A 26984-nucleotide genomic window follows, 5' to 3' on the forward strand; every position below is an offset into this window, starting at 1 on the left:
CTCCTGATTTAAGCCAAAGTGGATGCAGCATCATGAATCGCAGCGCGTATCCGCACATAGGTACCGCAGCGACAGATATTGCCTGCCATGGCGTTGTCTATGTCGCTGTCGCTGGGTTTCTTGTTGGTTTTCAGCAAGGCGGTCGCGCTCATGATCTGGCCACTTTGACAGTAACCGCATTGCGCCACGTCATGTTTGACCCAGGCCGCCTGCACGGCTTTGCCGACCTTGTCCTGGCTCATGGCTTCTATGGTGGTGATTTTCTGACCAGAAACAGCAGATATGGGGGTAACGCAGGAACGTATGGCCTGACCGTTCAAATGCACGGTACAGGCACCACACAGGGCTGCGCCGCAGCCAAACTTGGTGCCGGTCAGGCCGAGGGAATCACGCAGGGTCCATAAAACAGGGGTGGAAGGGTCAGCATCAAGCTGATGATCTTTGCTGTTGATGTTCAACGAAGTCATAGTGCGGATCTCCATCTTTAAGGGGTGGCAGGCTGCTGCCGGGAAGACAGTTTGAGGTCAGTTTGAAGTCAAACTGCTAACAGTCGCCTGGGATTGTTGAAGCTTGTTCAATTTGTTTACCTAAGTACTATAGAATAAATTTGCATATAGCGTGCAGACGGCTGTCTGTTGCGTGTTTTTTGTGCAGTTTTAGCTGTTGACTTGCGACCGTGCTTAAAGCATTCGCCAGTACTTGCGCAGCAGTAATTTATACTGTCCAGCTTCTGGATAAATCATGATCGCTCTGGCTGCTGATGCTATTCAACTCATTTACTTTCCTGTTGTTTTTTATCCCGGTGTATGGCCTGTTCTGGCTATTGCCCGGATGGGCAGCCAGGAAGAGCATGCTGCTGGTGGCAAGCTATATCTTTTATGCCGCGTGGAACCCGCCATATGTCATCCTGCTGATGTTGTCCACGTTGATGGACTGGCTGCTGGCGAATCGCATTGCGGCGTCGTCCTCGCAGCTGCGGCGCCGGCTATTCTTGCTGATCAGTCTGGTCTGCAACCTGGGTATGCTCAGTTATTTCAAGTACGGCAATTTTTTGCTGGATACCTATGCCGATCTGTGTGCCGCCCTGGGCTGGCAATTTGTGCATGCCGACCATTCCATCATCCTGCCCATAGGGATATCGTTTTATACCTTTGCTTCATTGTCGTATACGGTCGATGTGTATCGCGGGGTGCTGACTTCGCGTTATAGCCTGAAGGACTATGCCCTGTTCGTCAGTTTTTTTCCGCATCTGGTCGCCGGCCCCATCGTCAAGGCAAACATCCTCATGCCACAACTGGAAAAGCCGGTAATGCCAGACCAGCACCAGGTAGGCTGGGGTTTTTGCCTGTTCTTGCTGGGCTTGTTGTGCAAGATGGTGTTGGCGGATACGCTGTTTGCGCCACTGGTGAATGAAGTGTATGCGCATCCTGAACAATATGGCTTGCTGGAAACCTGGTGTGCAATTTTCAGTTTTTCGGGGCAGATTTATTTCGATTTCTGCGGCTATTCGCTTTGCGCGATCGGCCTGGCGAAAAGCATGGGCTTTTACTTTCCCGAAAATTTCAATTATCCCTATACCGCCACCAGTTTTTCTGATTTCTGGCGGCGCTGGCATATTTCCCTGTCCAGCTGGTTGCGGGATTATCTGTATATCCCACTCGGCGGCAACCGCCATGGCTGGGGCCGGACTTATCTGGCCCTGTTCGCCACCATGCTGATCGGTGGCCTGTGGCATGGGGCTTCCTGGATGTTTGTGCTGTGGGGTGCTCTGCATGGCAGTTTTCTCATCATCGAACGTGCCTGTACAGGCCGTACCATTGCGGCTTACCTGACCCCGTCCGTGCGCAGGGGCCTGGTTTTTTTGCTGGTGACGCTGGCATGGATACCTTTCCGGGCAGGTTCGCTGGAGCAAGCACAAGCCATAGGTGCAGGTTTGCTGGGCCAGCATCATGCCGGTGAATATCTCGACTGGTCACATGCCCTGGCGCTGGCCATGATGGGGTTGGTGGTGGTTGGCGTCACTTATCTGCGGGATATGAGTCTGGATAAACTATTTGCCCGATTGGGGATGTCCTTGCAGATTGCACTACTGTTTCTGTGCCTGCTGTCCCTGTTTGTGTTTTCCGGGACAGGGAAAAATGCCTTTCTCTATTTTCAATTCTAGCGATCTCATGCCTGCCTATCCCTGGAAGCGTATTTTTGCCTTCATCCTGCTGCTGACACTGGCGGCTATCATCGCCATGGAACTCAGCCTGCGCAGCCTTGGTTACCTGCCCACCGCACTGGATTCCAAAGAACGCTGGAGTCATGAACGTGGACGTGCCAGTCAACTGGGGCCACAGGCGCTGACTCTGATAGGAACATCCCGTTTTCAACTGGGCATGGACCTGGATACCTTGCGCCAGGGAACTGGGCTGGAAGCTATACAACTGGCCATTGATGGCAGCTCTTTTGTGCCGGTATTGAAGAACCTGGCCGATGACCCGCGTGTCACCGGCACCATACTCATCGATTACACCTCCGGTGCGCTGGCCAATGCACGGCAGGGCAATTTTGGTTCGGCCAGCGTGTTTGTCGATGAATATGAAAAGCAGCAGTTGCACTTTCAGAATTTTTCGGCAGATACGCTGGAAAAAAAACTGACGACTGCCATCCATGAAAACCTGAGTATTTTTTCAGATGGTAGTAACCCCTGGTTTGCCCTGCGTTACCGTATCTTGCCGTGGAAGCGTTCTTCTCAATACATAACCACCCGGCCTGACCGTTCGCGGCTGGCAGATTACAGCCGCCTGCCCTGGCCTGACGTGTATTATTCGCGCGTTGCCAAACAACTGGGTATGGAATGGAATCCGCGTGCGGGAAAGGGCAGGGTAGAGATGCGCTTCCTTGACAAAATCAAAACCATGCCGGTTGCCAGCCAGGAAGACTTTCAGTACGGCGGCCAGTTGATACGTGGCTATATCGACGCCATACAAAAACGCGGTGGCAAGGTCTTGTTTGTCAAAATGCCGACCACCGGCCTGGTGAAAGAGGCGGATGAGCAGTTATATCCTGAAGACCGTTTCCTGGACGTCTTCTTTGCCAACAGCCACCTGCCCATCCTGTATGACAAGAACTATCCTGCCATCAAGGATTTCAAATGCCCCGATGGTTCCCATCTTGATCAGAAGGACAGGGCCAGTTTCAGCGCCATCGTTGCCAGATTTGTGGCTGGCAAGGGTTGATCCCTGATCCTTTATTCGTATTTGCGGGCGTCGTCGATCACCTTGCCATCATTCGGCAAACTCGCTTCGGCCACAAATAAAGCATCCGCGCGTAGTTTGGTGACATCGCGCAGGCTGTCGATAATTGCCGCCTTCAATGCGGGACTGTGGTCGTGGCTTTCGCAGTGCAGGGTCATGACATCATTCGCCATTTCGCCTGTGACCACCAAGCGCGCCTTGCCGATTTCCGGATGTCGTTTGACCACTTCTGCCACTTGCGAAGGGTGCACGAACATGCCCTTGACCTTTGTCGTCTGGTCTGCACGCCCCAGCCAGCCCCTGATGCGCTGATTGCTGCGGCCACAGGGTGAAATGCCGGGCAAGATTGCCGACATGTCGCCAGTGCCAAAGCGTATCAGCGGGTAATCCGGGTTAAATGAAGTAATGACGATTTCACCAACTTCGCCTTCGGCCACCAGATCACCGGTACCGGGCCGCACGATTTCCAGTATCAGGTCTTCATCCAGTATCATGCCCGGATTGACCTGGCCTTCGGTCATGCTTTCGTAGGCGATATTGCCGATGTCTGCGGTGGCATAGATTTGCAGTACCTGCGCTACACCATGGTCTTGCAGCCATTTTCGCAGCGAAGGCGGCAAGGCTTCAGCACCGACGATGGCACGCTGTACACTGGAAATATCTGCACCCATGTCCAGGGCTTTTTCGATAATGATTTTCAGGAAGCTGGGCGTTCCGATATACGCATCGGGGCGCAGTTCTGCCATGGCCTGTACCTGCATTTCAGTCTGGCCTATGCCAGCGGGAATGACAGTGCAACCTAGGCGGGCAGCGGCGCTTTCCACCATGAAGGCTGCCGGTGTGAAATGGTAAGAAAAACAGTTTTGCAGCACATGCCCACTACGCAAGCCCACCGCATGCAAGGGACGGGCAAAGCGCCACCAGTCCGGCCCGCGTCCTTCCGGATCAAATATCGGGCCAGGTGACATGAAGATACGCCCCAGTTGTCGTGACGGCGTCGTGTTCAACCCGCCGAAGGGCGATGCTTTTTTCTGTAAATCCTTGAGATCTGATTTACGTGTGACCGGCAATTGCGCCAGACTGCTGCGGCTGTGGATGTCGGTGGCGTTGACGCCAGCCAGTATGCTTGCCCACCCGCCAGCCGTTTGCGCATGCGCAATCAGTTGCGGCAACCTGTTCATCAGTGCTTGTTCCCGGCTTTGTGGATTACGGGTTTCCAGTGCGTCCAGATAATCACTCATGAGCGTGCTCTATAGTGGTTGATTTGTCTTGTTTTGCTTTGTTCTTAAGCTGTTTATGATCTTTAGCGAGCGGGCGTCAGCGGGGTCAGGGTAACCAAGCGCAGCGCAAAAAGCGGAATGTACTCTAAGTACATGAGCATTTTGAGCAGCGCATGAGTCCCGCGTCGACTCCGATTGTGCCCGCGCAGTAAGATCATGCCAGCCAGCGCTTGCGCCTGCGATAAAACTTCATATCCTTGAAACTCTTGCGACCTGCACCCGATACCCCAAGATAAAATTCCTTGACGTCTTCATTTGTACTGAGGTCTTTCGCATCGCCTTCCATGACAACCCGGCCGTTTTCCAGGATGTAGCCAAAATCGGCATAGCGCAGTGCGATATTGGTGTTTTGTTCGGCCAGCAGGAAAGACACGTTTTCCTGGCTGTTCAGGCTTTTGACGATTTCAAAAATTTCTTCCACCAGTTGCGGAGCAATACCCATAGAAGGTTCATCCAGCAAAATCATCGAAGGTTTGGCCATCAGTGCGCGACCGATGGCGCACATCTGTTGCTCACCGCCGGAAGTGTAGCCAGCCTGGGAATTGCGGCGTTCGCGCAGACGTGGAAAATAGTGATACACCTTCTCCAGCGCTTCTTTCAGTCCGGCGCGTGACAGGCTGCGTGTATACGCCCCGGTCAGCAGATTTTCTTCCACTGTCAGATGACCAAAACAGTGGCGTCCTTCCATCACCTGCGACAGGCCACGTTTCACCAGTTCATTCGGTGTCAGGTGATCGACGCGCTGCCCGCGAAAGCTGATATCGCCCTTGGTGATGTCGCCACGTTCATTTTTCAACAGGGTCGATATGGCTTTCAGGGTAGTCGATTTCCCAGCACCATTGGCACCCAGCAGGGCCACGATCTTGCCTTGTGGTACCTGCAAGGAAATACCCTTCAACACCAGGATCACATGATCGTAAATGACTTCAATATTATTGACGCTGAGATAGGCCACATCGGCTATCGCCGCATCTGCCCTGGCACTCTGAATACTCTGGATACTCATGATCTGGATTGGCTATGAGGTTGGTATGATCAAACTGGTGTTGTCAAAATGGTGGAGGCAAAAGGCGACCTCCACCAGTTCTTCGCTTATTTCAAACAGGCAGGCGTGATTTTTTTCTCTGCCGCATATTTGTTGGACGACTCTTCCAGCATGGCGCGTGTCAAGGCCTTGTCACCTGTGACCCAGTTCGGTGTGATGGCTTTCCATTTGTCGCCTGTCCATTGCTGTACTTTGACAGCACCGGAACCTTCATGGTCTTCGCAAGAAGTTTTGACCGGTGGGAACATGCCCATGGCACCCAAAGCTTTTTGACGGGCTTCATCTACGTTCAGGTTTTCAAAACCCCAGCGTATCTGCTCAGACGTCATGAGCTTGCCCTTGCCGAATTTTTCCTGGGCTTTCAGGATGGCTTCTGTCCACAGGATAGCGGCCGTCACACCACGCATGTGATACACAGTACCGATGCGGGATTTGTCACCCAGATTGCCTTTGCCTGCGGCATATACCTTGCTGCGGATTTCATCCAGTACCGGATAATTGCCTGGTGTATTGAAGGTCATCGCGGTATAGCCTTTTGCGGCATCACCAGCCGGAATCGCATCTTCTTCTGAACCTGCCCACCAGACACCCAGCATTTTTTCGCGTGAATAGCCATTGCGCTGCGCTGTTTTGATCGCCACTGCATTCATGACACCCCAGCCCCACAGGATCACATAATCAGGATTGGCCTGACGGATTTGCAGCCATTGTGATTGTTGTTCATTGCCTGGATGGGCGACCGGGATCTTGATCAGTTCAAAACCGTATTGTTTGGCCTGGGCTTCCAATACCGGGATAGGTTCCTTGCCGAAAGCCGAATCATGGTACAGATGCACAATCTTCTTGCCCTTGAGTTTATCCATGCCACCGGATTTGTCACCCAGGTATTTGGTCATGGCTGCTGCCTGATTCCAGTAACTGGTAATCAGCGGGAAGACATACGGAAACACCTTGCCGTTGGCAGCATCAGAACGGCCATAGCCCAGCGTGGTCAATGGAATCTTGTCTTCCGCAACGCGGTCCAGGATGCCATAGGCGATACCTGTGGACAGTGGTTCTACCAGTGAGGCACCGCCCTGGCTTTTTTTCAGACGTTCATAGCACTCGATACCGCGTGATGCATTGTATTCAGTCTCGCATTCTTCCCATGAAATCTTGACACCGTTCAAGCCGCCTTTGGCATTGACCAGATTGAAATAATCGATGGCTCCACCGTAAAAACCGGAGCCACCAGCCGCATACGGGCCGACGCGATAAGACAGGATGGGAATGAATTGATCATTCGCCTGGGCTGCGCTGACTGCACCGAATATTGCCGATGCCAGTAGCAGGGATTGAAGCAGTTTCATGGTGTCTCCTTGTGGTTGGATGGGTATTACCTGACGCTTGTCTATCCTATTTAGGATGCCGCGCCTTTTTTAATGAACTCTGTTTTTACTGTTCTTTACTGGTTTTTTTTGCTTATCTACATCGTATGCTGCTCATCATTAATGCGGGAAAGGCCAGAGTCGCAATTTCTCTTTGGTGATCTGCCACAGCCTTGCCAGACCATGCGGTTCAACGATCAAAAAGAAAATGATCAGGGCACCAAACACCATCAACTCCAGATTTGATGCCACATTGGTCGGCAACGACAGGCCATGGGCCAGCAGGTTCAATACGATGGGCAGCAGGATAATAAAAGCCGACCCAAGGAAGGAACCAAGAATGGAACCGACACCACCGATGATGATCATGAACAGGATGCGGAAAGACAGATCCAGGTTATACGCTTCCGGCTCTACCGTACCGAGGTAGGCATAGGCATACAGAGCACCGGCAATGCCGCAATAGAATGAGGACACGGCAAAGGCCAGCAACTTGGTACGCATCAGGCGAAAGCCGATCACCTCTGCCGCCACATCCATGTCCCGCACTGCCATCCATGAGCGGCCAACGTTGGATCGCACCATGTTTTTCGCCAGCAGGGCCAGTACAGAAACGACAGTCAGCGTCAGCAGGTATTTCTTGACCGGGGTATTGAAGCTCATGCCCATGATCACCATTTCTTGCGCAGTAATGACACCGGAAGAACTGTAGTTGGTGAACCACTGTATCTTGGTCAGACACCAGACTACAAAGAACTGGGTCGCCAGGGTCGCCGCTGCCAGATAAAAACCGCGTATGCGCAGTGATGGCAAGCCAAAGGCAATACCCACCATGGCAGCCGACAGACCGCCCAGCACAAAGGCCAGCAGCACCGGGATGCCCGGTATCCTGAGTACGAAATTATACGAAGCAAAAGCACCCACCGCCATGAAGGCAGCAGAACCCAGCGACAACTGTCCCGCATAGCCCGTCAGGATATTCAGTCCCAGTGCTGCCAGCGAAAAAATCAGGAAAGGAATGAAGATGGCAGAAAAGGCATAATCGGATGCCAGCCAGGGCACGCCGAAAAATGCCACCGCCAGGATAATCACAATGGCGATGCGGTCCTGTCTTATCGGGAAGATCTGATTATCCGCCTGATAACTTGTTTTGAACTGACCTGCTTCACGGTAGAACATGCTTGACCTCTGATCTTGAAATGCGTTTTGGTATTGGCCGCTATTTTTTCTTAAATCCTGCGTATTATTTTTTCGCCAAACAAGCCTTCTGGCCGTACCAGCAAAAACAGCAGCGCCAGTACATACGGGAACCAGCCCTCTATGCCGCCACCTACCAGCGGGCCTATATACACTTCCGCCAGTTTTTCTGATGCGCCGATGATCAGGCCGCCGACAATCGCTCCCGGTACCGATGTAAATCCACCCAGTATCAAGACCGGCAAAGCTTTCAGCGCGACAAAGGTCAGCGCAAACTGCACGCCATTACGGGCACCCCACAGCAAGCCGGCTACCAGTGCCACAAAACCGGCCACCGCCCAGACTATGCCCCAGATTTGTTGCAGGGGAATGCCGACTGCCAGCGCCGCCTGATGGTCATCCGCTACGGCGCGCAGGGCCCGGCCTATCTTGGTTTTGGAAAACAACAGGGCCAGGCCGGTCACCAGCATGGCGCAGATCAGGGCGGCGATGACATCAAATTGGGATACCAGGATATTGAATTTCTCCATCAGGAATTCGATAGGTACGTCTTCAATCGGCAATGTCAGCTTGTGCGGTTGCGAACCCCACAGCAATTGCGCCAGGCCCTCGATAAAAAAAGTCAGGCCTATGGTAGCCATGAACAGGGTGATTTCAGGCTGATTGACCAAAGGACGCAAGACGATGCGTTCTATCGCCAGGCCCAGTGCCACCATCACCAGCATGGTCAGCGGTATCGCCAGCCATAGTGGCAGTTCAAATTTTTCGGTCAGGCCAACACAGGTCAGGGCCGCAAAAAATACCATGGCCCCCTGGGCAAAATTGAATACGCCAGACGCCTTGTAGATCAACACAAAACCCAGCGCAACCAGTGCATACATGACCCCGGACAACAGGCCGCCAATAAACACTTCAAAGAAAAAACTGATATTCATTTCACGCTCTCAGCTTACGGTCAGCGAACACGGATTTGTGGGGTGTTGACAAAGACCTCTCACCACAGAGGCACAGAGACACAGAGAAAGACAAGATGAGAGAAAAACAGATTTTCTCTGGTTTTTCCTCTGTGTCTCTGTGCCTCTGTGTTGAGTGGTCTTAAGATTTTTCATTTTCATACCTAATGCGCCACACCCAGATAGGCATTGATCACTTCCTGATTCGCCAGCACTTCGGCAGGGGTGCCATCGCCGATTTTTTTGCCGTAATCAAGCACCACCACACGGTCAGAAATGTCCATCACCACACCCATGTCATGTTCTATCAGCACAATGGTGGTACCGAGCTGATCATTGACGTCCAGGATAAAGCGGCTCATGTCCTGTTTTTCTTCTACGTTCATGCCGGCCATGGGTTCATCCAGCAATAAAATTTCCGGCTCGGCTGCCAGCGCCCGGCCCAGTTCCACCCGTTTTTGCAAACCGTAGGAAAGACGGCCTACCGGTATCTTGCGTATGTGCTGGATTTCCAGAAAGTCGATGATTTCTTCGACTTTCTCACGGTGGGCAATTTCTTCCTTGCGCGCCGGTCCCAGGTAAAATGCCTGCATGAGGAAATTGCATTTCATCTTCAGATTGCGCCCGGTCATGATGTTGTCGAGCACACTCATGCCTTTGAACAGCGCAATGTTCTGGAAGGTGCGGGCGATACCACTCTTGGCTGCCGCATACGTATTCATGTCCTTGCGATGCTTGCCGCGATAGGTGATGTCACCCTGCTGTGGCCGGTAGACGCCATTGATGACGTTCAACATCGAGCTTTTGCCAGCCCCATTAGGGCCGATGATGGCGCGTATTTCATGCTCCTTCACATTGAAGGAGATATTGGTCAATGCCTTGACGCCGCCAAAAGACAGCGAGATGCCTTGCATGTCCAGAATCACGTCGCCGATTTTCCTGTTATCTGCCATTGCTTTTCCTCACGCCGCCAGCTTTTGGGCAGAAAATGTTTTGACATCGCTGATATGCAAATCGGCACTCACCTTGCCCTGGCGGCCATCTTCAAATTTGACCAGGGTTTCTATGAACTGTGAACGCTTCCCGGAATACAGGGCATCAATCAGCACGGCATATTTTTGTGAAATGAAACTACGCCTGACTTTGCGGGTACGCGTCAATTCATCATCATCCGGATCGAGTTCCTTGTGCAGCACCAGGAAACGGTGGATTTGCGTGCCAGCCATCAAGTCTTCGCTGGCCAGGTCGGCATTCACTTTTTCTACGCAGGACATGATCAACTGATAAGTCTCGGCCTTGGCCGCCAGGTCGGTATAGCCTGAATAGGCAATGCCGCGTCGTTCTGACCAGTTGCCTACGGCTTCCATATCAATGTTGATGAAAGCGCATACCATGTCACGCTCATTGCCAAAGGCGACAGCTTCCTTGATGAAGGGGAAAAACTTGAGTTTGTTTTCGATATAGTTGGGGGCGAAGATGTCACCCTGAAGAAGCTTGCCGACATCGGCTGCGCGATCTATGATTTTCAGGTGACCGTCCTGGTCAAAAATGCCGGCATCACCGGTATGGAAATAACCTTCTGCATCCATCACTTCTGCGGTGGCATCCGGTCGTTTGTAATAGCCACTTAGCATGGCGTCTGACTTCACCAGTACTTCTCCATTTGCGGCCAGCTTGACTTCGACACCGGGAGCTGCCGAACCGACGCTGTCAAACTTGATTTTGCCATCGGGTTGCAGACAGACATAGGCGCAGGTTTCGGTGGAGCCATACAGCTGTTTTAAATTGACTCCGATAGAACGGTAGAAACGAAACAGATCAGGGCCGATGGCGGCGCCAGCGGTATAGGCAACCCGGACGCGGGATAAACCCAATACATTTTTAAGTGGCCCGTACACCAGCACTTTGCCCAGGCCATAACGGATTTTATCGATAAGGGCGACCGGTTTTTTATCCAGAATATCGGCACCGACACGACGTGCCACTTCCATGAAGTGAGCAAACAGATGACGCTTGATGGCACCTGCATCTTCCATGCGTATCATGACCGTGGTCAGCATGTTTTCGAACACGCGGGGTGGTGCAAAATAATAGGTAGGGCCGACTTCGCGCAAATCTGTCAATACGGTTTCGCTGGATTCCGGGCAGTTCACCGTGAAACCTGCAGCCATGGCCTGTGCGAATGAAAACAGGTGGTCACCAACCCATGCCATAGGCAGGTAGGAAAGAATATCTTCGTTTGCCGTCAACTGGTCAAACTGCATGCCGCCAACGGCAGCGGTCATGAAAGAACGGTGCGACTGACACACACCTTTCGGCTTGCCCGTGGTGCCTGATGTATACAGCATGACGGCGGTGTCATCGGGCTGCCCCATTTCCACCTGTTGCATGAAGAAATCGGGATGTGCCTGATCGTAAGCGCGTCCCAACTCTTGCAGCGCGGCATAGGAAGTCAGTTCAGACTGATGATAGTGGCGCATGCCACGGTCATCATCAAAGGCAATGTGCTGTATGCCTGCATAGTGTTGTTTGATTTCCAGCAGCTTGTCGACCTGTTCCTGGTCCTCAACGACAGCGAAGACAATTTCTGCATTTTCCAGCACATAGGCCATGTCAGCAGCGGGTGCATCCTGATACAGCGGTACCGGTATGCCGCCCAGGCACTGGGCGGCTGCCATGGCCCAGTACAGGCGTGGGCGATTGTCACCGATGATGGCCAGGTTCATGCCACGTTTGAAACCCTGCGCAGCCAGGCCACAGGCAAGCGCGCGCACTTCGGCATTCACCTGTTGCCAGTTCCAGGTCTGCCAGATACCCAGATCCTTTTCGCGGAAAGCCGGATGGGCTGGCCGTGTTTTTCCGTGCTGTAACAACAGTCGCGGGAAGGTCGAATTTGCTGCTTCTTTTTGAATCATGTCTCCACCACTAGCCTTCATTCATATTTGGGGCTTACATAAAACGGAACAGTTTTATGCAAGTCCTATTTGCTTGATTTTTATGGGCTTGTTGTCCTGTGAGTTTCCTCACTTCCCCTTACGACATACTTACGCATCCACTTTACGCATCAACGGATAGTTTGTCTGGAGTAATTATTACGGAACGCCTGTTGTGGCGAGATTGAATGATTTGGACGTGAACCTTCCCGCAGTGTTAGCTGTAGGAGGAAAACCTCGCTTACAATGACTCCGTATTTCTTTTTGTTGATGGGATAGTAGTCTCTTCACGAATGCAGGGTTGTCATTCGACGGACAATCTCGAAGAATGAACCAATTATCGGTGGTGCGTTGCACAAATATGACTAAACAGATCGGCGACCCAAAAGAGCGTTTTAGCAAAACTATGTGGGCCAGCATGCTGGCACCAGAACATATGCAAAAGGTGGAAGACGAAGTGGTGGAACGCTTCATTCCTGCTGGTGGTTATGTCTGCCGCAAAGGGGATGCGGTGGAATACTGGATGGGCGTCGTAGAAGGCTTCCTGAAAATGAGCAGCATCTCACCGGATGGCAAGACTGTCACCTTCAGTTGCATGCTGGCCGGTGGCTGGTTTGGCGAAGGCTCGTTACTGAAGACCGAGCTGCGTCGCTATGATGTCGTGGCCTTGCGCGACACCCGTGTGGTCTATATGCCGCGTTCCACTTTCACGTATCTGCTGGATAACAGCATTCCCTTTAACCGCTTTCTCTTGCATCAGTTGAATGAAAGACTGGGGATGTTTATTTCCCTGGTTGAATATGACCGCATGCTTGATCCGGATACCCGCGTGGCGCGTTGTCTGGCGGCGATGTTCAACTCTTATCTGAACCCTGGCAGCAGCATGCAGGTACAGATTTCCCAGGAAGAAATAGGCTATATCTCCAGCGTGTCGCGCCAGCGTGCCAATCAGGCGCTGCAATTGCTGGAAAAGAAAAAATTATTGAGTGTCGATTATGGTGGCATCACCATACTTGATCTGGATGGTCTGCGTCGCTTTCCTGAAGAGTCTGCAGATGTGTCTGCAAAAGAGCCGCCAGTATGAAGACCCTGAATGTGATCGGTGCTGGCAAGGTCGGTACCGTACTGGCAAAAAATTTTATTGAGCGGCAGGTTTTCAGTGGTCAACAAGTCATGAACCGTTCCCTGCCCAGCAGCCAGGCGGCAGTGGACTGGCTGGGTGCAGGGGCTGCTGTGGATGATCTGCATCACATGCAGCCTGCCGATGTCACCATGCTGACGGTGACGGATGACCAGATCGTCCCGCTGTGTGCTGCAATGGCAGAGGCCGGCCTGCTGCATGCCGGCAGTATTGTGTTTCATTGCAGCGGTGCCAAGGCATCGACTGAATTGCAGGCGGCCATAGCAGCCGGGGCGGCGGTTGCCAGTGTTCATCCGGTGCGCAGTTTTGCCGATGGCAAGGCCATTGCCTCGCAGTTTGCCGGTACCATCTGTAGTGTGGAAGGTGATGCCCATGCATTGGCTGTGCTGTTGCCGGCCTTGCAGGCGATAGGTGCGCAAACGGTAGAGATCAGCGCTGACAGCAAATTGCTGTATCACGCCGGGTCAGTGTTTGCCAGCAATTATCTGGTCACACTGATGGAAACTGCCTTGCGCAGCTATCAGGCGGCCGGTATACCCGCCGCTGTGGCACAGCAGATGGCTGCACCGCTGGCGAGGCAAACACTGGACAATGTATTTGCCATGGGAACCGCGAAGGCGCTGACCGGGCCGATTGCCCGTGGTGACATGCAGACCGTAGCCTTGCAACAAAAAATGGTGGCTGCCTGGGACCAGGCAGCGGGAGATTTATATCAGGCTTTCACACCACTGACTCAGGCGGTGGCGGCCCGCCGTCATTCAGAAAAATAAACACTGTTGCGGCCATTTTCCTTGGCCTGGTACAGGGCCTGATCAGCGCGTTCAAACACACTGTCTTCAGTATCCTTGTCGCGGCATTCTGCCACCCCCATGCTGACCGTGATGGACAGGCGGGTGCGGGTCAGGTCGGTGGTGCGCGAAAAATCATTGTTGGCGATGGTATTGCGCAGGTTTTCGGCTATCGACGTGGCTTTTTCCAGCGTACAGTTTTTCAACAGGATCAGGAATTCTTCTCCACCCCAGCGGCAGATGATGTCGCTTTCACGCAGTGAACGCTTGGCGATCAGTGAAATTTCCTTGAGTACATGGTCGCCGACCAGATGTCCCTGCTTGTCATTGATTTTCTTGAAAAAATCGATATCCAGCAAGACCACGCACATGGGCTGGCGTGAGCGTTCACCATCCAGCAGGGCCTGCTGAAAGACGAAGTCAAAAGCCTGACGGTTCAACAGATTGGTCAGAGTATCGGTAGAGGCTGATTTTTCCAGACGTTTTTGATAGCGTCTTACCGTCACCAGCAAAATGATCAGCACCAGGATCGTGATCCCTGCACTCACTGCTATGTTGATGAGGAAGACATTTTGCAGCGGTTTGATTTCATTGCTGGTTTCCTGCTCTACCAGCAAATGCCAGCCCAGTTCAGGAATGAAGCGGGAATTAACCAGGATGGTTTCATTATCTGACTTATATTCCAGGTGCTGGGATTCGCTTTTGCGGTTGCCCAGTATCTGTTGCGCCAGGCCACTGATGCCGGGCATGTTGCTCAGATTGCTGCGTATCTTTTTCATGTTGTTGCCAGCCAGAGCGATATTGCCTTTCTGGTCGACGAAAAAGATATTCCTGCGAAAACGCGCCTGATAACTGTCGATCAGGGTCTTCATGGTATCAAGCGTCATGCCTATACCGGTGGCACCAATAAACTTGCCGGAATAATCGACAATCCTGTAATTGATGAAGATGGTCATGGTGTCACGATTGGCCATGTCGGCATCGACATTGGTTTCGTAGTCTGCTTTCTGATTACGGATGCGAAAAAACCATTGATCGCGTGGCTCGGTTTCGCTGACAGCTTTCAGCACCCCATCTGCGGTGTAATACTGGTGACTTTGTTCGGATACCAGAAAGCTGGAAATAGCGTGATTCTTGAGTTTGATTTCTTTCAGGTATTTGGCGATCAGATCCTTGTCCTCTTCGCCATTGATGATCCAGTCACGCAAAAACGTGTCATGCGCCATTTGTGATGAAACAAATACGGGACGCAAGATATCTTTTTGAATTTCGGAATAGACATTGTCGCCGGTGATGGGCAGGGTCTGTTCGGATATACCCTGCTGTATGACATCACGGGATACGATAAACGACGTTACGGTGGTGGAGACAAAACCTGCAATCAGGATCAGGGATAGCCATACCAGCAGACCGTATTTTTTTAACATTGTTTGCATGAATGATAGACGGAGCGTAAGCGTGAGGTTTGCCGCAAGATAATACTATAAACCCATGCATTTTCAGGGGTATTTGCTCACCCATCATTGCCTAAAATCATCACTTTGATGCCAGATACGATGAAATTTAAGTTGATTGTTATCGATTATTCCCGATTATTTGCAATTTTTGGTGGTAGTTGCGATTTGTGGGCTTTTTCATGCTGTTGAAATACCTGCACATGCCTTCAGGTGCATGACGCACGAAAAAAATGCCGCAGATTGCGGCATTTTCCTATCCCCTCGGCTAGCTTAAGAACCTGTTTACGATCTGTAGCGAGCGGGCGTCAGCGGGGTGAAGAGCAGCGCAAAAAGCGGAATGTACTTCGGTACATGAGCATTTTGAGCAGCACATGAGCCCCGATCACGCTCGCGCAGTAAGATCGCAAACAGGTTCTAAGGACGTGGCGTCAGTGAAACATGCAGGCGCAGGCGTGAACCCGGATCATATGGCATGACGGATGTGTAAGTACGGTTTTGGTATTCATAGGTGACGGCATAGCCATTGGTGCGTGATTCCCAGTGGTCTATGTTGCGACATTGACGTACCGGACGGCTTTCATACACAGGCTGGCTATTGTTGTAATTATTGTTATTGTCATTATTGTCAACACGATCGCCGACAATTGCGCCCGTCAATGCACCTGCCGCAGCTGCGGCAATACGGCCATTCCCGCCGCCGACCTGGCTACCCAGCAAACCACCGGCGATACCGCCAATGATGGCACCACCATTGCTGCGTTCAGCCTGTCTTTGCGGAACCTGACGCTGGCTGGTTTCGTATTCGGTACGGCATTCCTGGCGTGGTACATTGACTTGCTCAATTTGTGGCGTAACGCTGACGACACGCGCAAAATCATCAAAGTCAGCGGCATGGGCAACAGGAAGTGCAATGCCCAATGTCACTACGGAAGCCATTTTGGACAGAGTATTGAAGGAAATAGTCATGTTTTACCTCTTTTGACGTGGATTGTACGCAAAACCGCTGTATTTGCCCTTGTTCAGGCTGATCACATGGGCAGCCGGGGCTGATTCACAGTCATGGCGATTTTGCTTTGGTCCTGTGATAGTCTCTATTTAACGTCTGAACTCAAAAAAAGAAGACATAAAAGTGTAAGTGTGTGTTTCAAAGAGCTTCTTGTACTTTAATTAATTACCCTCATATTCAGCTTTCGTGTGGTTGTGCGGCAGTGCGTCCGTATGCTCATTGGTATTAAACCGGATTGGAGACTCTATGCAATTGCTTTGGACTTCCTGGCTGACTGTCGCAGTGCTGGGGCTTTATTTATGGATTATCTACAAGGTCGGCAATGCCCGTGCCACGTTTCAGATCAAGGCACCTGCCGTCGATGGCCCGCCAGAGTTTTTGCGTGTTTTGCGTGTGCATGCCAATACCGTAGAGCAAATGGTCCTGTTTTTTCCGGCGCTATGGTTATGCGCGCTCTGGACGGGCGATAAACTGGCCGCAGCCCTGGGCCTGGTCTGGCTGGTAGGCCGTTTCATGTATGCCGTTGCGTATTACAGCGATGCCAGCAAACGGTCCATGGGCTTCATGATTTCCCTTTTGGCGGCCCTGGGTCTGTTGTTGGCGGCGATGACTGGAATGAGCGGGGTGCTGAAATGAAAGGCAAGTCTTTGCTGGAATCCAGCCAGTTATCTGCCTCGGTATGGGCATCTTATGTGTTGGCGGCCATTGCTTTGTTGCTGGTATTGAAAGCGGGCCTGGTGGTGGCGCTGTTTTCTGGCTTACTGGTTTTTTCTTTGATACACGTCATGGCACCCGCCATAGAAAGGCGCTTCAAACACCGCCAGCCGCGTATGATTGCCGTGGCATTTTTATCCTTTGTGATGATAATCGCCGTCATCGTGGTCATCTGGGGTGTACATGTGTTCTTGCGCAGCGATGCAGGAAATTTGCATAATTTGCTGCAAAGACTCGCCGACATTATCGAAGCCTCGCGCAGTCAGTTGCCCGAGTGGGTAAGTACCAACTTGCCGGAAGATGTCGATGATTTAAGAAGCATCATGACAGACTGGTTGCGTGAACATGCTGGCGAAGCCAAGCAACTGGTGCCGGAAGCAGGTCACCTGATCGTGCATTTGTTGCTGGGTATGATCATAGGCAGCATGGTTGCCCTGCGTGATGCCAGTGGTGACCGCAATAACAAACCTTTTGCTGCTGCCATGCTGCAAAGGGTCAGCAACCTGGGGCAGATTTTCCATAAAATCGTGTTTGCGCAGGTGCAGATATCCTTGATCAATACGGTAATGACAGCAATCTACCTGTTCGCGATCTTGCCGATGGCGGGCATACACCTGCCGCTGACCAAGACCATGATCGCCATTACCTTTGTGGCTGGGCTGATACCGGTAGCCGGTAATATCATTTCAAATACCGTGATCGTGATTGTTGCCTTGTCTCATTCACTGAATGTGGCTATCGCCTCTCTGGTATTCATGATCGTGATACATAAAGCAGAATACTTTCTGAATGCGCGCATTATCGGTGCCCAGGTAAATGCCCGGGCCTGGGAATTGCTGACAGCCATTCTGGTCATGGAAACCCTGTTCGGCGTGCCAGGTGTGGTGGCGGCCCCCGTGTTTTATGCCTACATCAAGAAAGAACTCAGTGATCGAGGGCTGGTTTGATGTTGCCAGAATTTTATTAATTTTAATGATGAAAAGGTAAATGATGATATTGGAAATCGCCGACATTCGTATTCATGCTGGTCAACAGGCTGAATTTGATGCTGCCATACAGCGTGGTCTGGCAGAAGTGATACAGCATGCCCAGGGCTTTCTTGGTTTTAAAGTCAATAAAAGCATAGAGTCGCCAGAACGTTATGTCCTGATGATCCATTGGGCAACACTGGAAAACCATACGATCGATTTTCGTGGTTCGGAAGCCTTCCAGCAGTGGCGTGCCATCGTCGGTCCTTATTTTGCGGCGGCACCTGTGGTCGAGCATTTTGATCTGCTGGCAGAGTCAAGCTGAAGCTGACGGTTTTTTTCTGGTAGTAAGTAGTATTTGGCGAGCCTGACTTGATTCTGGGCATTTCATCCCAAGCTTAGGCAGCGATACCGTGCTCCAGCGTGGCGCGGTGTCGTCTGCTTTTGTTGTCACCTGCGTGCGTTGTCCGGGATGCATGACCATGGAAGCAAGTCAATTTGGCAAAAAACCTGCACTACAAAAAGGTCATTATGGTTCCGCATCTCGTTACCGCTCTCAACGGTCCCCTGCTCGATCTCGAAAAGAAGATACTCGAAGCTACTCCCGCGATTGAACGCTGGTTTCGCCTTGAATGGCAGGAACATACACCGCCTTTCTATTGTTCCGTCGATCTGCGCAATGCCGGTTTCAAACTGGCACCGGTAGACACCAATTTATTTCCAGGTGGTTTTAATAATCTGGCATCAGAAATGTTACCGCTGGCGGTGCAGGCTGCCATGGCGGCGATAGAGAAATATTGTCCGGATGCCAAAAATTTGCTGGTGATCCCCGAAAGCCATACGCGCAACGTGTTTTATTTGCAAAACATCGCGCGCATGATGCAGATTTTCCGTCAGACCGGTCTGAACGTGCGCCTGGGTTCCCTGTCGGCGGATATTACCGAACCAACCCCGATTGATTTGCCCGATGGCAGCCAACTGGTGCTGGAACCGCTGGAGCGTTCTGCCAATGGCCGTCGTTTAGGCCTGAAGAATTTCGACCCATGCACGATCTTGCTGAACAACGATCTGTCGGCAGGCATCCCGGCGATACTGGAAGATATCAACGAACAAACCTTGCTGCCGCCCCTGCATGCGGGCTGGGCTTTGCGTCGCAAGAGCAATCACTTCCATGCCTACGACGAAGTGGTCAAGAAATTCGCCAAGATGGTGGATATCGATCCCTGGATGCTGAACCCCTATTTTGCCAAGTGCAAGGACGTGAATTTCCAGGAACGCACCGGTGAAGATGCGCTGGTGGCGACCGTGGATACCATCCTGGCCAAGATACGCAAGAAATACAAGGAATACGGCATCAAGGAAAAACCTTTCGTCATCGTCAAGGCGGATGCCGGCACCTATGGCATGGGCATCATGACTGTGCATGATTCCAGCGAAGTGCGTGACCTCAATCGCAAACAGCGTAACAAGATGTCGGTCGTCAAGGATGGCATGGAAGTCCGTGATGTCATCGTGCAGGAAGGTGTCTATACCTTTGAACAGATCAATGAATCGGTAGCCGAACCAGTGGTCTACATGATAGATCGCTATGTGGTTGGCGGTTTTTACCGCGTGCATGAAGATCGTGGCGTCGATGAAAACCTGAATACCCCTGGCATGCATTTTGTACCACTGGCATTTGCCCAGCAACATGCAGTGCCGGACATGAAGGCCAAGCCGGGTACGGCAGCACCAAATCGTTTTTACATGTATGGTGTCGTTGCGCGCCTGGCATTGCTGGCTGCGTCGCTGGAGCTGGAAAAAACTGATCCCAACCCAGAAGTGTACTAATTTCCGATTCGTCACCATTATTGAATATCGCCATGAAAATCGCTTTCCTGACTGATCCGCTGTCGCAGTTCAAGACATATAAAGATTCCACTTACGCCATGATGGTGGAGGCGGGCAAGCGCGGTTATGCGGTGTATGCATTTGGCCCGGATGACATGGCGCTGGAAAGCGGCAAGGTGGTGGCGAATATCAGCCGCGTTATCCTCACTGGTGACAGCCATGACTGGTATCGCCTGGAAGCCGCAGAATCCCTGCCGCTGAGTGCCTTCGATGCGATCCTGCAACGCAAGGACCCGCCTTTCGACATGGAATATATCTACTCGACCTATCTGCTGGAACTGGCAGAGCAGCAGGGTGCCAGGGTATTCAACAAGCCGGCAGCGATACGCAATCATAATGAAAAACTCAGCATTGCCCAGTTCAGTCAGTTCACTGCACCGACGCTGGTAACACGTGACGAGCAAAGAATTCGCGCATTCCACCGTGAACATCAGGACATCATCCTGAAACCGCTGGATGGCATGGGCGGCACAGGTATTTTCCGTATTCGTGAAGATGGCATGAACCTGGGTTCTGTCATTGAGACTTTGACCGTAAACGGCAGCCGTACCATCATGGTGCAGCGCTATATTCCGGAAATTGTTCATGGTGACAAAAGGATATTGCTGATCGGTGGCAAAGTGGTACCGTTTTCACTTGCACGTATTCCGCAAAATGGCGAGGTGCGTGGCAATCTGGCCGCTGGTGGCCTGGGCGTGGCGCAGGAATTGTCAGCAAGTGACCTTGAGATTGCACAGACTTTGGCGCCCGAACTTTATCAAAGAGGCTTGTTGCTGGTAGGATTAGATGTAATTGGCAGTAAGCTGACTGAAGTCAACGTGACCAGCCCAACCTGTTTCCAGGAAATTACCCAGCAAAAGGGATTCAATGTTGCTGCAATGTTCATTGATGCACTGGAAGCCGCAGTGGATGAGCATGTTGGTAACGATTAATGAAAGCTGATGTTATTTTGTTCAGTGCCGCCTGAATAAACAAGATTTCCCGACAAACATGATCACCACTTTCCCCCGTAAGAACTGAATAGATATGGTTGGCATACTTTTGATGACGCATGCACCGCTGGGTACTGCCTTTATGCAGGCCGCAGCCCATGTTTTTCGTGGCATGCCCGAGCGCTTTGAAGCGATCGATGTGATAGCCGACCAGAATATCGATGAAGTCAACCGTCTGGCACGGGAAGCCGTGCAGCGTCTGGATGATGGTTCCGGTGTGCTGGTGATTACGGATGTCATGGGGGGAACTCCGTCGAATTGTTGCCGTCAACTGGGTGATCCGGACCGGGTCGCCATCATTGCCGGCATCAGTCTGCCCATGTTGCTGCGGGCGATTACCTATCGTAGTGATGCGCTGGACGTGGTAGTGGAAATGGCACTGGCTGGTGGTCAGAATGGTGCCATCCGTCTGGATAACCGCGTTCGCCTTTCACAGAACTAATTGAAAGAAAGTAAAGCATGATTCAACAGGAAATCGAAATTGTGAACAAACTGGGCCTGCATGCACGTGCTTCAGCCAAGTTCACACAAACTGCCAGCAAGTTCAAAGCCGAAGTCTGGCTGACGCGCAACAATCGTCGTGTGAACGGCAAATCCATCATGGGTGTGATGATGCTGGCGGCAGGTAAGGGTAGCAAAGTATTGCTGGAAACCGACGGGGCCGATGAGCAGGCATGTTTCGATGCGATAGTCGGCCTGGTCAACGACAAGTTTGGTGAAGGCGAATAAAGCGATGACGCTGCAGATGCTCTGCCAGATTTGAAACAAAGCATGTCAGCATCAACCGGCCAGCATCAATCTGTATCAGCCCATATCAGCCCATCTTAACCAATAAGCGGGCTCCGGATTTTGAGCAGTAGTGGTGGTTTTACGGGCACCTGATTCTTGCAGTAATCAGGCCGGGTTGAACAGTGAAGAAACTGCTGTAGATGAAACAAATGGCAACATATTCTACATTGTTGCTTTAGCTATATTCTGTTAAGTTGTTCATTCTTGAATAGACCTATAAGCGGATGTCTCATCCTTTGAGGCACACAAGAAATGACAACAGGGTTGCATGGTGGTAGGCACCCTGGATTATTGCAATTTTGGGGGACAAGGCATGGCATCTTTTACATTGCAAGGCATCCCCGTTTCACGCGGTATTGCTATCGGGCGCGCGCATTTACTGCGGCCAGCGGCCCTTGATGTACAACATTATCTGGTGGGGCAAGAGCAGGTCGAAGCCGAAGTGCAGAGACTGCAGGCAGCCATCATCCAGGTTCACAAGGAATTACAGGCCATCTGGTCAGATTTGCCGCAAGATGCGCCTACCGAACTCGGTGCCTTCATCGACGTTCATGTATTGATTCTGTCTGATCCCATGATTTCCGAAGCGCCGCTGGATATCATCCGTACCCGTCATTACAACGCCGAATGGGCACTGGTAAGTCAGATCGATGAACTGTCGGCCCAGTTTGATGAAATCGAAGATGATTATCTGCGTGAACGCAAGGCCGATATTCAGCAGGTGGCAGAACGGGTACTCAAGGTATTGACCGGCACGGCAGGCAATGCCATGCGTTCTGACGGTATTGATGAACGCAGTGCCAACATGATTGTGGTTGCACGTGATATTTCACCGGCAGACATGATGCAATTCCGTGATGTGGCGTTCACCGGTTTTGTCACGGATGAGGGTGGACATAACTCGCACACAGCCATCGTTTCGCGCAGCCTGGGGATACCGGCAGTGGTGGGTATGGGCAATGCGTCACACCTGATTGAGCAGGATGACTGGCTGATTATCGACAGTGATGCCGGTGTGGTCATCGTCGCCCCCAGTACCCTGGTGCTGGAACAATACCGTGAGCGTCAGACCGTATTGATGAAAGCCCGGAAGAAATTGGGCAAGCTGAAAAAGACACCAGCCATTACACAGGACGGTGTGGAAATTACCCTGCTGGCGAATATCGAATTACCGCAGGATGCAGCACCGGCACTGGAAGCCGGGGCCAGTGGTGTCGGCCTGTTCCGTTCTGAATTCCTGTTCATGGAAAGTAGCGGTCAGGAGCATAAACTGCCGACCGAAGAAGAACAGTTCGAAGCCTATCGCACGGCAGTCACCGCCATGAAAGGCCGCCCCGTGACCATCCGTACGCTGGATGTCGGGGCCGACAAACCTTTGGATACCACCGAACACAATATCCTCAACCCGGCACTGGGTTTGCGGGCAATACGTTATTGCCTGGCCGAGCCGCAGTTATTCCTGACGCAATTGCGGGCGATCTTGCGCGCTTCTGCCTTTGGATCGGTCAAGATACTGATACCTATGATGGCGCATGGTTTTGAAATTGACCAGTCACTGGCCATGATAGAACAGGCAAAGGCCGAGCTGCGCAAGGAAGGTAAGGACTTCGATGCCAATATCGCTGTCGGTGCCATGATAGAAATTCCGGCGGCGGCCTTGTCGCTGCCGATGTTTGTAAAGAAACTGGATTTCCTGTCGGTGGGAACGAATGATCTGATTCAATATACACTGGCGATAGACCGGGCTGACCATGAAGTTGCCCACTTGTATGACGACCTGCATCCGGCCATTCTGCAATTGTTGCAGATGATTATCACAGCTGGTGAACGGGCTGGTATCCCGGTATCCATCTGCGGTGGCATGGCGGGTGATATAAGGCTGACGCGTTTGCTGACCGGCATGGGCTTCCGCGAATTGTCCATGCCAGCCGCCTTGTTGCCAGAAATTAAGCAAGAGATACTGAATACCCGGCTGGATGCCTTGCAAGGGCATGTGAAGAAGATATTGCGCAGCTATGATTCTGCCACCATTCGTGAAACCCTGGCGGTGATGGGTAGCATTACGCCAGTCTTGCCAACCTTGCATTGAGCGTGCACTGAGCTTGCACTAAGTTGCACCCAGACTACCGCCAGGGTGGCGCTGAAGGTTTGACGTCAGCGCCGGACTTGGTTATCCTTTGGGTATTGCGCCGATTTGAAAATCAGCTTGCGGGCGCGTTTCGGGAAATTTCCTGGATTATAAATACGGCTAAAGCGAGCTTGAATGCAGCTTTCCCCTCCTCTCATTCAGCCCTTCTTTTAGCCTTCCTGAGTTTTTGAATAACGGGTTAAGTCCCGATGGAAGAGTGTATGTCATCCTCACCTGGATCAGTCGGAATCGTCACGCCACAGGCGTTTCATTTCGACGAAGCTTTGGCCTTGCAAAACGGTACCTCGATTGCCGGCTATACCCTGATGGTGGAAACCTATGGCAGTCTGAATGCCGACAAGTCCAATGCCGTTCTGATCTGCCATGCCCTGAATGCCTCGCACCATGTGGCCGGCGTGTATGCAGATGAACCCAAAAATGTAGGCTGGTGGGACAACATGGTGGGGCCAGGCAAACCAGTCGATACCAACCGTTTTTTTGTTATCGGTGTCAATAACCTGGGTTCGTGTTTTGGTTCTACCGGCCCGATGCACACCAATCCTGCGACTGGCAAACCATATGGCGCAGATTTTCCGGTAGTGACGGTGGAAGACTGGGTCAATGCCCAGGCCAGGCTGGCAGAGCGTCTTGGCATCACACAGTTTGCAGCAGTCATGGGCGGCTCACTCGGTGGCATGCAGGCGCTGGCCTGGAGTATCTTGTACCCTGACCGCTTGCGCCATTGCGTAGTCGTGGCGTCTACTCCAAAATTGTCGGCACAGAATATCGCCTTCAATGATGTGGCACGTCAGGCGATTCTGACTGACCCCGATTTTCATGGTGGTGATTTTTATGCCCATGGCGTGGTGCCGCGTCGTGGCTTGCGGGTTGCTCGCATGATAGGGCATATCACCTATCTGTCTGATGATGACATGGCTGAAAAATTTGGTCGTGACTTAAAGGGTGGTGATTACCAGTTCGGTTACGGTGTGGATTTTGAAATTGAATCTTACCTGCGTTATCAGGGCGATAAATTCTCGGATTATTTTGACGCCAATACCTATTTGCTGATCACCAAGGCGCTCGATTATTTTGATCCGGCCCGGCACACCGGCGGCGATCTGGGTAAGGCACTGGCTAATACCAGGGCCAAATTTCTGCTGGCTTCTTTCACGACGGACTGGCGTTTTTCACCGGAGCGCAGCCGCGAAATTGTCAAGGCACTGGTCAGCAACAAAAGAACAGTCAGCTATGCAGAAATTGATGCGCCGCATGGCCATGATGCCTTCTTGCTGGACGACCCGCGCTACCTGAATCTGGTAGCCGCCTATTACCAGCGCATTGACGCTGAATTGCAGGGAGTGGCAGCATGAATTTTTCCGAACTGAGTCATCTGCGCCCTGACCTGGCCTTTATCGCACACTGGATTAACAAAAACGCACAAGTGCTGGATGTTGGTTGTGGCGATGGCGTCATGCTCGACTATCTGCAATCCGACAAGCAGTGCACTGGTTATGGCATAGAAATCGCCGATGACAAGGTACTCGCCTGTGCCACGCGTGGCGTGAATGTAATCCAGCAGGATATGGAAAACGGTCTCGACATGTTTGGCGACAATGCCTTTGATACCGTGCTGTGTCTGTCTTCGCTGCAAATGATGAAGCATGTGGAACCGCTGCTCAGGGATATTGCCAGGGTAGGGCGTGAAGCGATCGTTTCTTTCCCCAATTTTGGTTACTGGCCACATCGTACTGCGCTGTTGCAGGGCAAGATGCCGGTGTCGAAATCCTTGCCATACCAGTGGTATGACACGCCCAATGTGCGCTGTGCAACGATTTATGACTTTTATGACCTGGCCAATGAAGTCGGACTGGAAGTGCTGGAATGTGTCGCCCTGCACGAAGGCAAGCTGGTGACATGGTTACCCAACTGGCGTGGCAGCCTGGCGGTATTCCGCTTGCGCAAAAAGTGACAGCAAAAGTGTTTGTAGCAGCGTTTGTAAGGGTGTTTATAAGGGTGTTTATAAAAGCGCGGCGGATGTGATGAAAGAATCTTTTTCAAACTTTACCCCTTTAAATGGACGCAACTGCTACCATTTCGGCCATGAGATTGTGTACCTTCAACGACTGCCTGCTGCCATGAAACTGACTTGCCTTGCCCTTGTATTTTCCAGCCTGTTCGGGTTTGCCAGCCTAGGGTATGCACAAAACAATGCCAGCCAGGACGGTGTCAAGGTGGGTGACATGTCCATCATGCGCAAGTTTGCGCCGACGGGTGCGCTGGAAAGCCAGGCGGCTGCCCAGTATGCGCAGACCATGCAACAGGCGCAAAAGCAGCGTGCACTTGGACCGGATGACAATCCCCAGGTCATGCGCCTGCGTGCCATTGCCAAGAAATTGATCCCTTATGCGCTGAAATGGAATGAACGTTCCCAGCAATGGAAATGGGAAATCAATCTGATCGGCTCCAAGCAAATCAATGCATATTGCATGCCGGGCGGGAAGATCGCGTTTTACACAGGCATCCTCGATACCCTGAAGCTCACCGATGATGAAGTCGCCATCGTCATGGGGCATGAAATCGCCCATGCACTGCGTGAACATGGTGCCGAAAGAGCTGGCAAGGCCAATGTAGCCAATGTTGGCGTGCGCCTGTTTGAAATGTGGGCCGGTGCCAAAGGCTACGACCCCAACCTGGCGGGTGGGGTTGCCGGTGGTGTTGCCAAGTTCAGTATGCTGGCATTTTCGCGTGGGGATGAAACCGAGGCGGACGTCGTCGGGCTTGATATTGCGGCACGCGCTGGCTATGACCCGCGCGCCGGAGTCGCCTTGTGGCAAAAAATGGGCATGGTCAGTAAAGGTGCGCCGCCGCCATGGCTATCCACTCATCCAGCGGGCAAAGACAGGATAGCTGAAATCCAGCGTCATTTCCCCGAAGTCATGCCCTTGTATGCACATGCCAAAGGCGTCAGCGTCAGCTCGCTACCGCCGTATCAAACCAATGTGAAGGGCATCGCGCCCGTTATATATTCGGCAAAATAAGCGCAAAATAAGCAAATAATATTGCCTTAAAGATAATTTGTGGCGCAATTGTG

At 51.9% G+C, this 26984-nt stretch carries 25 protein-coding genes; 15 read left to right on the forward strand and 10 right to left on the reverse strand.

What is annotated here, in order from left to right:
* Nucleotides 1-8: 8 nt before the first annotated feature.
* Nucleotides 9-467 carry a (2Fe-2S)-binding protein gene (locus tag H8L32_RS22545; RefSeq protein ID WP_186949616.1) on the reverse strand — a complete coding sequence of 153 codons (459 nt, stop codon included), beginning with the start codon at nt 465-467 and terminating at the stop codon, nt 9-11.
* Nucleotides 468-760: 293 nt separating this feature from the next.
* Between H8L32_RS22545 and H8L32_RS22550 the strand changes: the two genes are divergently transcribed.
* Nucleotides 761-2164 (forward strand): MBOAT family O-acyltransferase, encoded by a 1404-nt coding sequence (locus H8L32_RS22550; RefSeq protein ID WP_186949618.1) that lies wholly within the window; start codon nt 761-763, stop codon nt 2162-2164.
* Nucleotides 2165-2171: 7 nt separating this feature from the next.
* Complete coding sequence (locus tag H8L32_RS22555) at nt 2172-3224, forward strand: hypothetical protein (protein WP_186949620.1); 1053 nt, start codon at nt 2172-2174, stop codon at nt 3222-3224.
* 11 nt (nt 3225-3235) lie between these two features.
* Here the strand turns inward: H8L32_RS22555 and H8L32_RS22560 are convergent, their stop codons facing one another.
* The 7 genes from H8L32_RS22560 to H8L32_RS22590 form a co-directional block, all read right to left on the reverse strand.
* On the reverse strand, nt 3236-4483 hold the full coding sequence (locus H8L32_RS22560) for a phenylacetate--CoA ligase family protein (protein WP_186949622.1): 1248 nt from the start codon (nt 4481-4483) through the stop codon (nt 3236-3238).
* 193 nt (nt 4484-4676) lie between these two features.
* On the reverse strand, nt 4677-5528 hold the full coding sequence (locus H8L32_RS22565; protein WP_186949624.1) for an ABC transporter ATP-binding protein: 852 nt from the start codon (nt 5526-5528) through the stop codon (nt 4677-4679).
* A gap of 86 nt (nt 5529-5614) precedes the next feature.
* Nucleotides 5615-6916 (reverse strand): ABC transporter substrate-binding protein, encoded by a 1302-nt coding sequence (locus H8L32_RS22570; RefSeq protein ID WP_186949626.1) that lies wholly within the window; start codon nt 6914-6916, stop codon nt 5615-5617.
* A gap of 138 nt (nt 6917-7054) precedes the next feature.
* Nucleotides 7055-8113: a branched-chain amino acid ABC transporter permease gene (locus tag H8L32_RS22575; protein ID WP_186949628.1), complete on the reverse strand. Its 1059-nt coding sequence runs from the start codon at nt 8111-8113 to the stop codon at nt 7055-7057.
* 50 nt (nt 8114-8163) lie between these two features.
* Entirely contained in the window at nt 8164-9060 is an 897-nt protein-coding gene (locus tag H8L32_RS22580) for a branched-chain amino acid ABC transporter permease (RefSeq protein ID WP_186949727.1), read from the reverse strand.
* 188 nt (nt 9061-9248) lie between these two features.
* Nucleotides 9249-10037 carry an ABC transporter ATP-binding protein gene (locus H8L32_RS22585; protein ID WP_186949630.1) on the reverse strand — a complete coding sequence of 263 codons (789 nt, stop codon included), beginning with the start codon at nt 10035-10037 and terminating at the stop codon, nt 9249-9251.
* A gap of 9 nt (nt 10038-10046) precedes the next feature.
* Nucleotides 10047-11999: an AMP-dependent synthetase/ligase gene (locus H8L32_RS22590; RefSeq protein ID WP_186949632.1), complete on the reverse strand. Its 1953-nt coding sequence runs from the start codon at nt 11997-11999 to the stop codon at nt 10047-10049.
* Nucleotides 12000-12378: 379 nt separating this feature from the next.
* On the opposite strand from H8L32_RS22590, the gene H8L32_RS22595 reads away from it, so the two are divergent.
* Nucleotides 12379-13101, forward strand: a complete 723-nt coding sequence (locus tag H8L32_RS22595; RefSeq protein ID WP_230412368.1) for a Crp/Fnr family transcriptional regulator — start codon at nt 12379-12381, stop codon at nt 13099-13101.
* Entirely contained in the window at nt 13098-13928 is an 831-nt protein-coding gene (locus tag H8L32_RS22600; protein ID WP_186949636.1) for a Rossmann-like and DUF2520 domain-containing protein, read from the forward strand. The genes H8L32_RS22595 and H8L32_RS22600 overlap by 4 nt, the downstream gene beginning before the upstream one ends.
* Here H8L32_RS22600 and H8L32_RS22605 read toward each other — a convergent pair.
* The gene (locus H8L32_RS22605) at nt 13913-15373 is read right to left on the reverse strand and encodes a sensor domain-containing diguanylate cyclase (RefSeq protein ID WP_230412369.1); all 1461 of its coding nucleotides are present in this window, start codon (nt 15371-15373) and stop codon (nt 13913-13915) included. The two genes, H8L32_RS22600 and H8L32_RS22605, sit on opposite strands and share 16 nt — an antisense overlap.
* Before the next feature lie 444 nt (nt 15374-15817).
* On the reverse strand, nt 15818-16369 hold the full coding sequence (locus H8L32_RS22610; protein ID WP_186949640.1) for a glycine zipper 2TM domain-containing protein: 552 nt from the start codon (nt 16367-16369) through the stop codon (nt 15818-15820).
* 286 nt (nt 16370-16655) lie between these two features.
* Between H8L32_RS22610 and H8L32_RS22615 the strand changes: the two genes are divergently transcribed.
* The 11 genes from H8L32_RS22615 to H8L32_RS22665 all read left to right on the forward strand — a co-directional run bounded on the left by H8L32_RS22615 (nt 16656) and on the right by H8L32_RS22665 (nt 26931).
* Nucleotides 16656-17045 (forward strand): MAPEG family protein, encoded by a 390-nt coding sequence (locus tag H8L32_RS22615; protein ID WP_186949642.1) that lies wholly within the window; start codon nt 16656-16658, stop codon nt 17043-17045.
* On the forward strand, nt 17042-18070 hold the full coding sequence (locus H8L32_RS22620; protein ID WP_186949644.1) for an AI-2E family transporter: 1029 nt from the start codon (nt 17042-17044) through the stop codon (nt 18068-18070). Before H8L32_RS22615 ends, H8L32_RS22620 begins: the two co-directional genes overlap by 4 nt.
* A gap of 43 nt (nt 18071-18113) precedes the next feature.
* On the forward strand, nt 18114-18416 hold the full coding sequence (locus H8L32_RS22625) for an antibiotic biosynthesis monooxygenase family protein (protein ID WP_186949646.1): 303 nt from the start codon (nt 18114-18116) through the stop codon (nt 18414-18416).
* Between the two features lie 206 nt (nt 18417-18622).
* Nucleotides 18623-19921, forward strand: a complete 1299-nt coding sequence (gene gshA / locus H8L32_RS22630) for a glutamate--cysteine ligase (protein WP_186949648.1) — start codon at nt 18623-18625, stop codon at nt 19919-19921.
* A 32-nt stretch (nt 19922-19953) separates the two neighbouring features.
* On the forward strand, nt 19954-20913 hold the full coding sequence (gene gshB, locus H8L32_RS22635) for a glutathione synthase (protein ID WP_186949650.1): 960 nt from the start codon (nt 19954-19956) through the stop codon (nt 20911-20913).
* A 94-nt stretch (nt 20914-21007) separates the two neighbouring features.
* Nucleotides 21008-21415 (forward strand): PTS sugar transporter subunit IIA, encoded by a 408-nt coding sequence (locus H8L32_RS22640; RefSeq protein ID WP_186949652.1) that lies wholly within the window; start codon nt 21008-21010, stop codon nt 21413-21415.
* A gap of 17 nt (nt 21416-21432) precedes the next feature.
* Nucleotides 21433-21702: an HPr family phosphocarrier protein gene (locus tag H8L32_RS22645; protein ID WP_186949654.1), complete on the forward strand. Its 270-nt coding sequence runs from the start codon at nt 21433-21435 to the stop codon at nt 21700-21702.
* Nucleotides 21703-22075: 373 nt separating this feature from the next.
* On the forward strand, nt 22076-23851 hold the full coding sequence (gene ptsP / locus H8L32_RS22650; protein ID WP_186949656.1) for a phosphoenolpyruvate--protein phosphotransferase: 1776 nt from the start codon (nt 22076-22078) through the stop codon (nt 23849-23851).
* Between the two features lie 260 nt (nt 23852-24111).
* Nucleotides 24112-25263 carry a homoserine O-succinyltransferase MetX gene (metX, locus tag H8L32_RS22655; RefSeq protein WP_230412370.1) on the forward strand — a complete coding sequence of 384 codons (1152 nt, stop codon included), beginning with the start codon at nt 24112-24114 and terminating at the stop codon, nt 25261-25263.
* Entirely contained in the window at nt 25260-25862 is a 603-nt protein-coding gene (metW, locus tag H8L32_RS22660) for a methionine biosynthesis protein MetW (protein ID WP_186949660.1), read from the forward strand. Before metX ends, metW begins: the two co-directional genes overlap by 4 nt.
* Nucleotides 25863-26001: 139 nt before the next feature.
* Nucleotides 26002-26931, forward strand: coding sequence for a M48 family metallopeptidase (locus tag H8L32_RS22665; protein WP_329605222.1), 930 nt, complete (start codon nt 26002-26004; stop codon nt 26929-26931).
* The last annotated feature ends 53 nt before the right edge of the window (nt 26932-26984 follow it).

The organism is Undibacterium hunanense, assembly GCF_014284335.1.
In the GTDB taxonomy this organism is placed as follows: Bacteria; Pseudomonadota; Gammaproteobacteria; order Burkholderiales; family Burkholderiaceae_D; genus Undibacterium; species Undibacterium hunanense.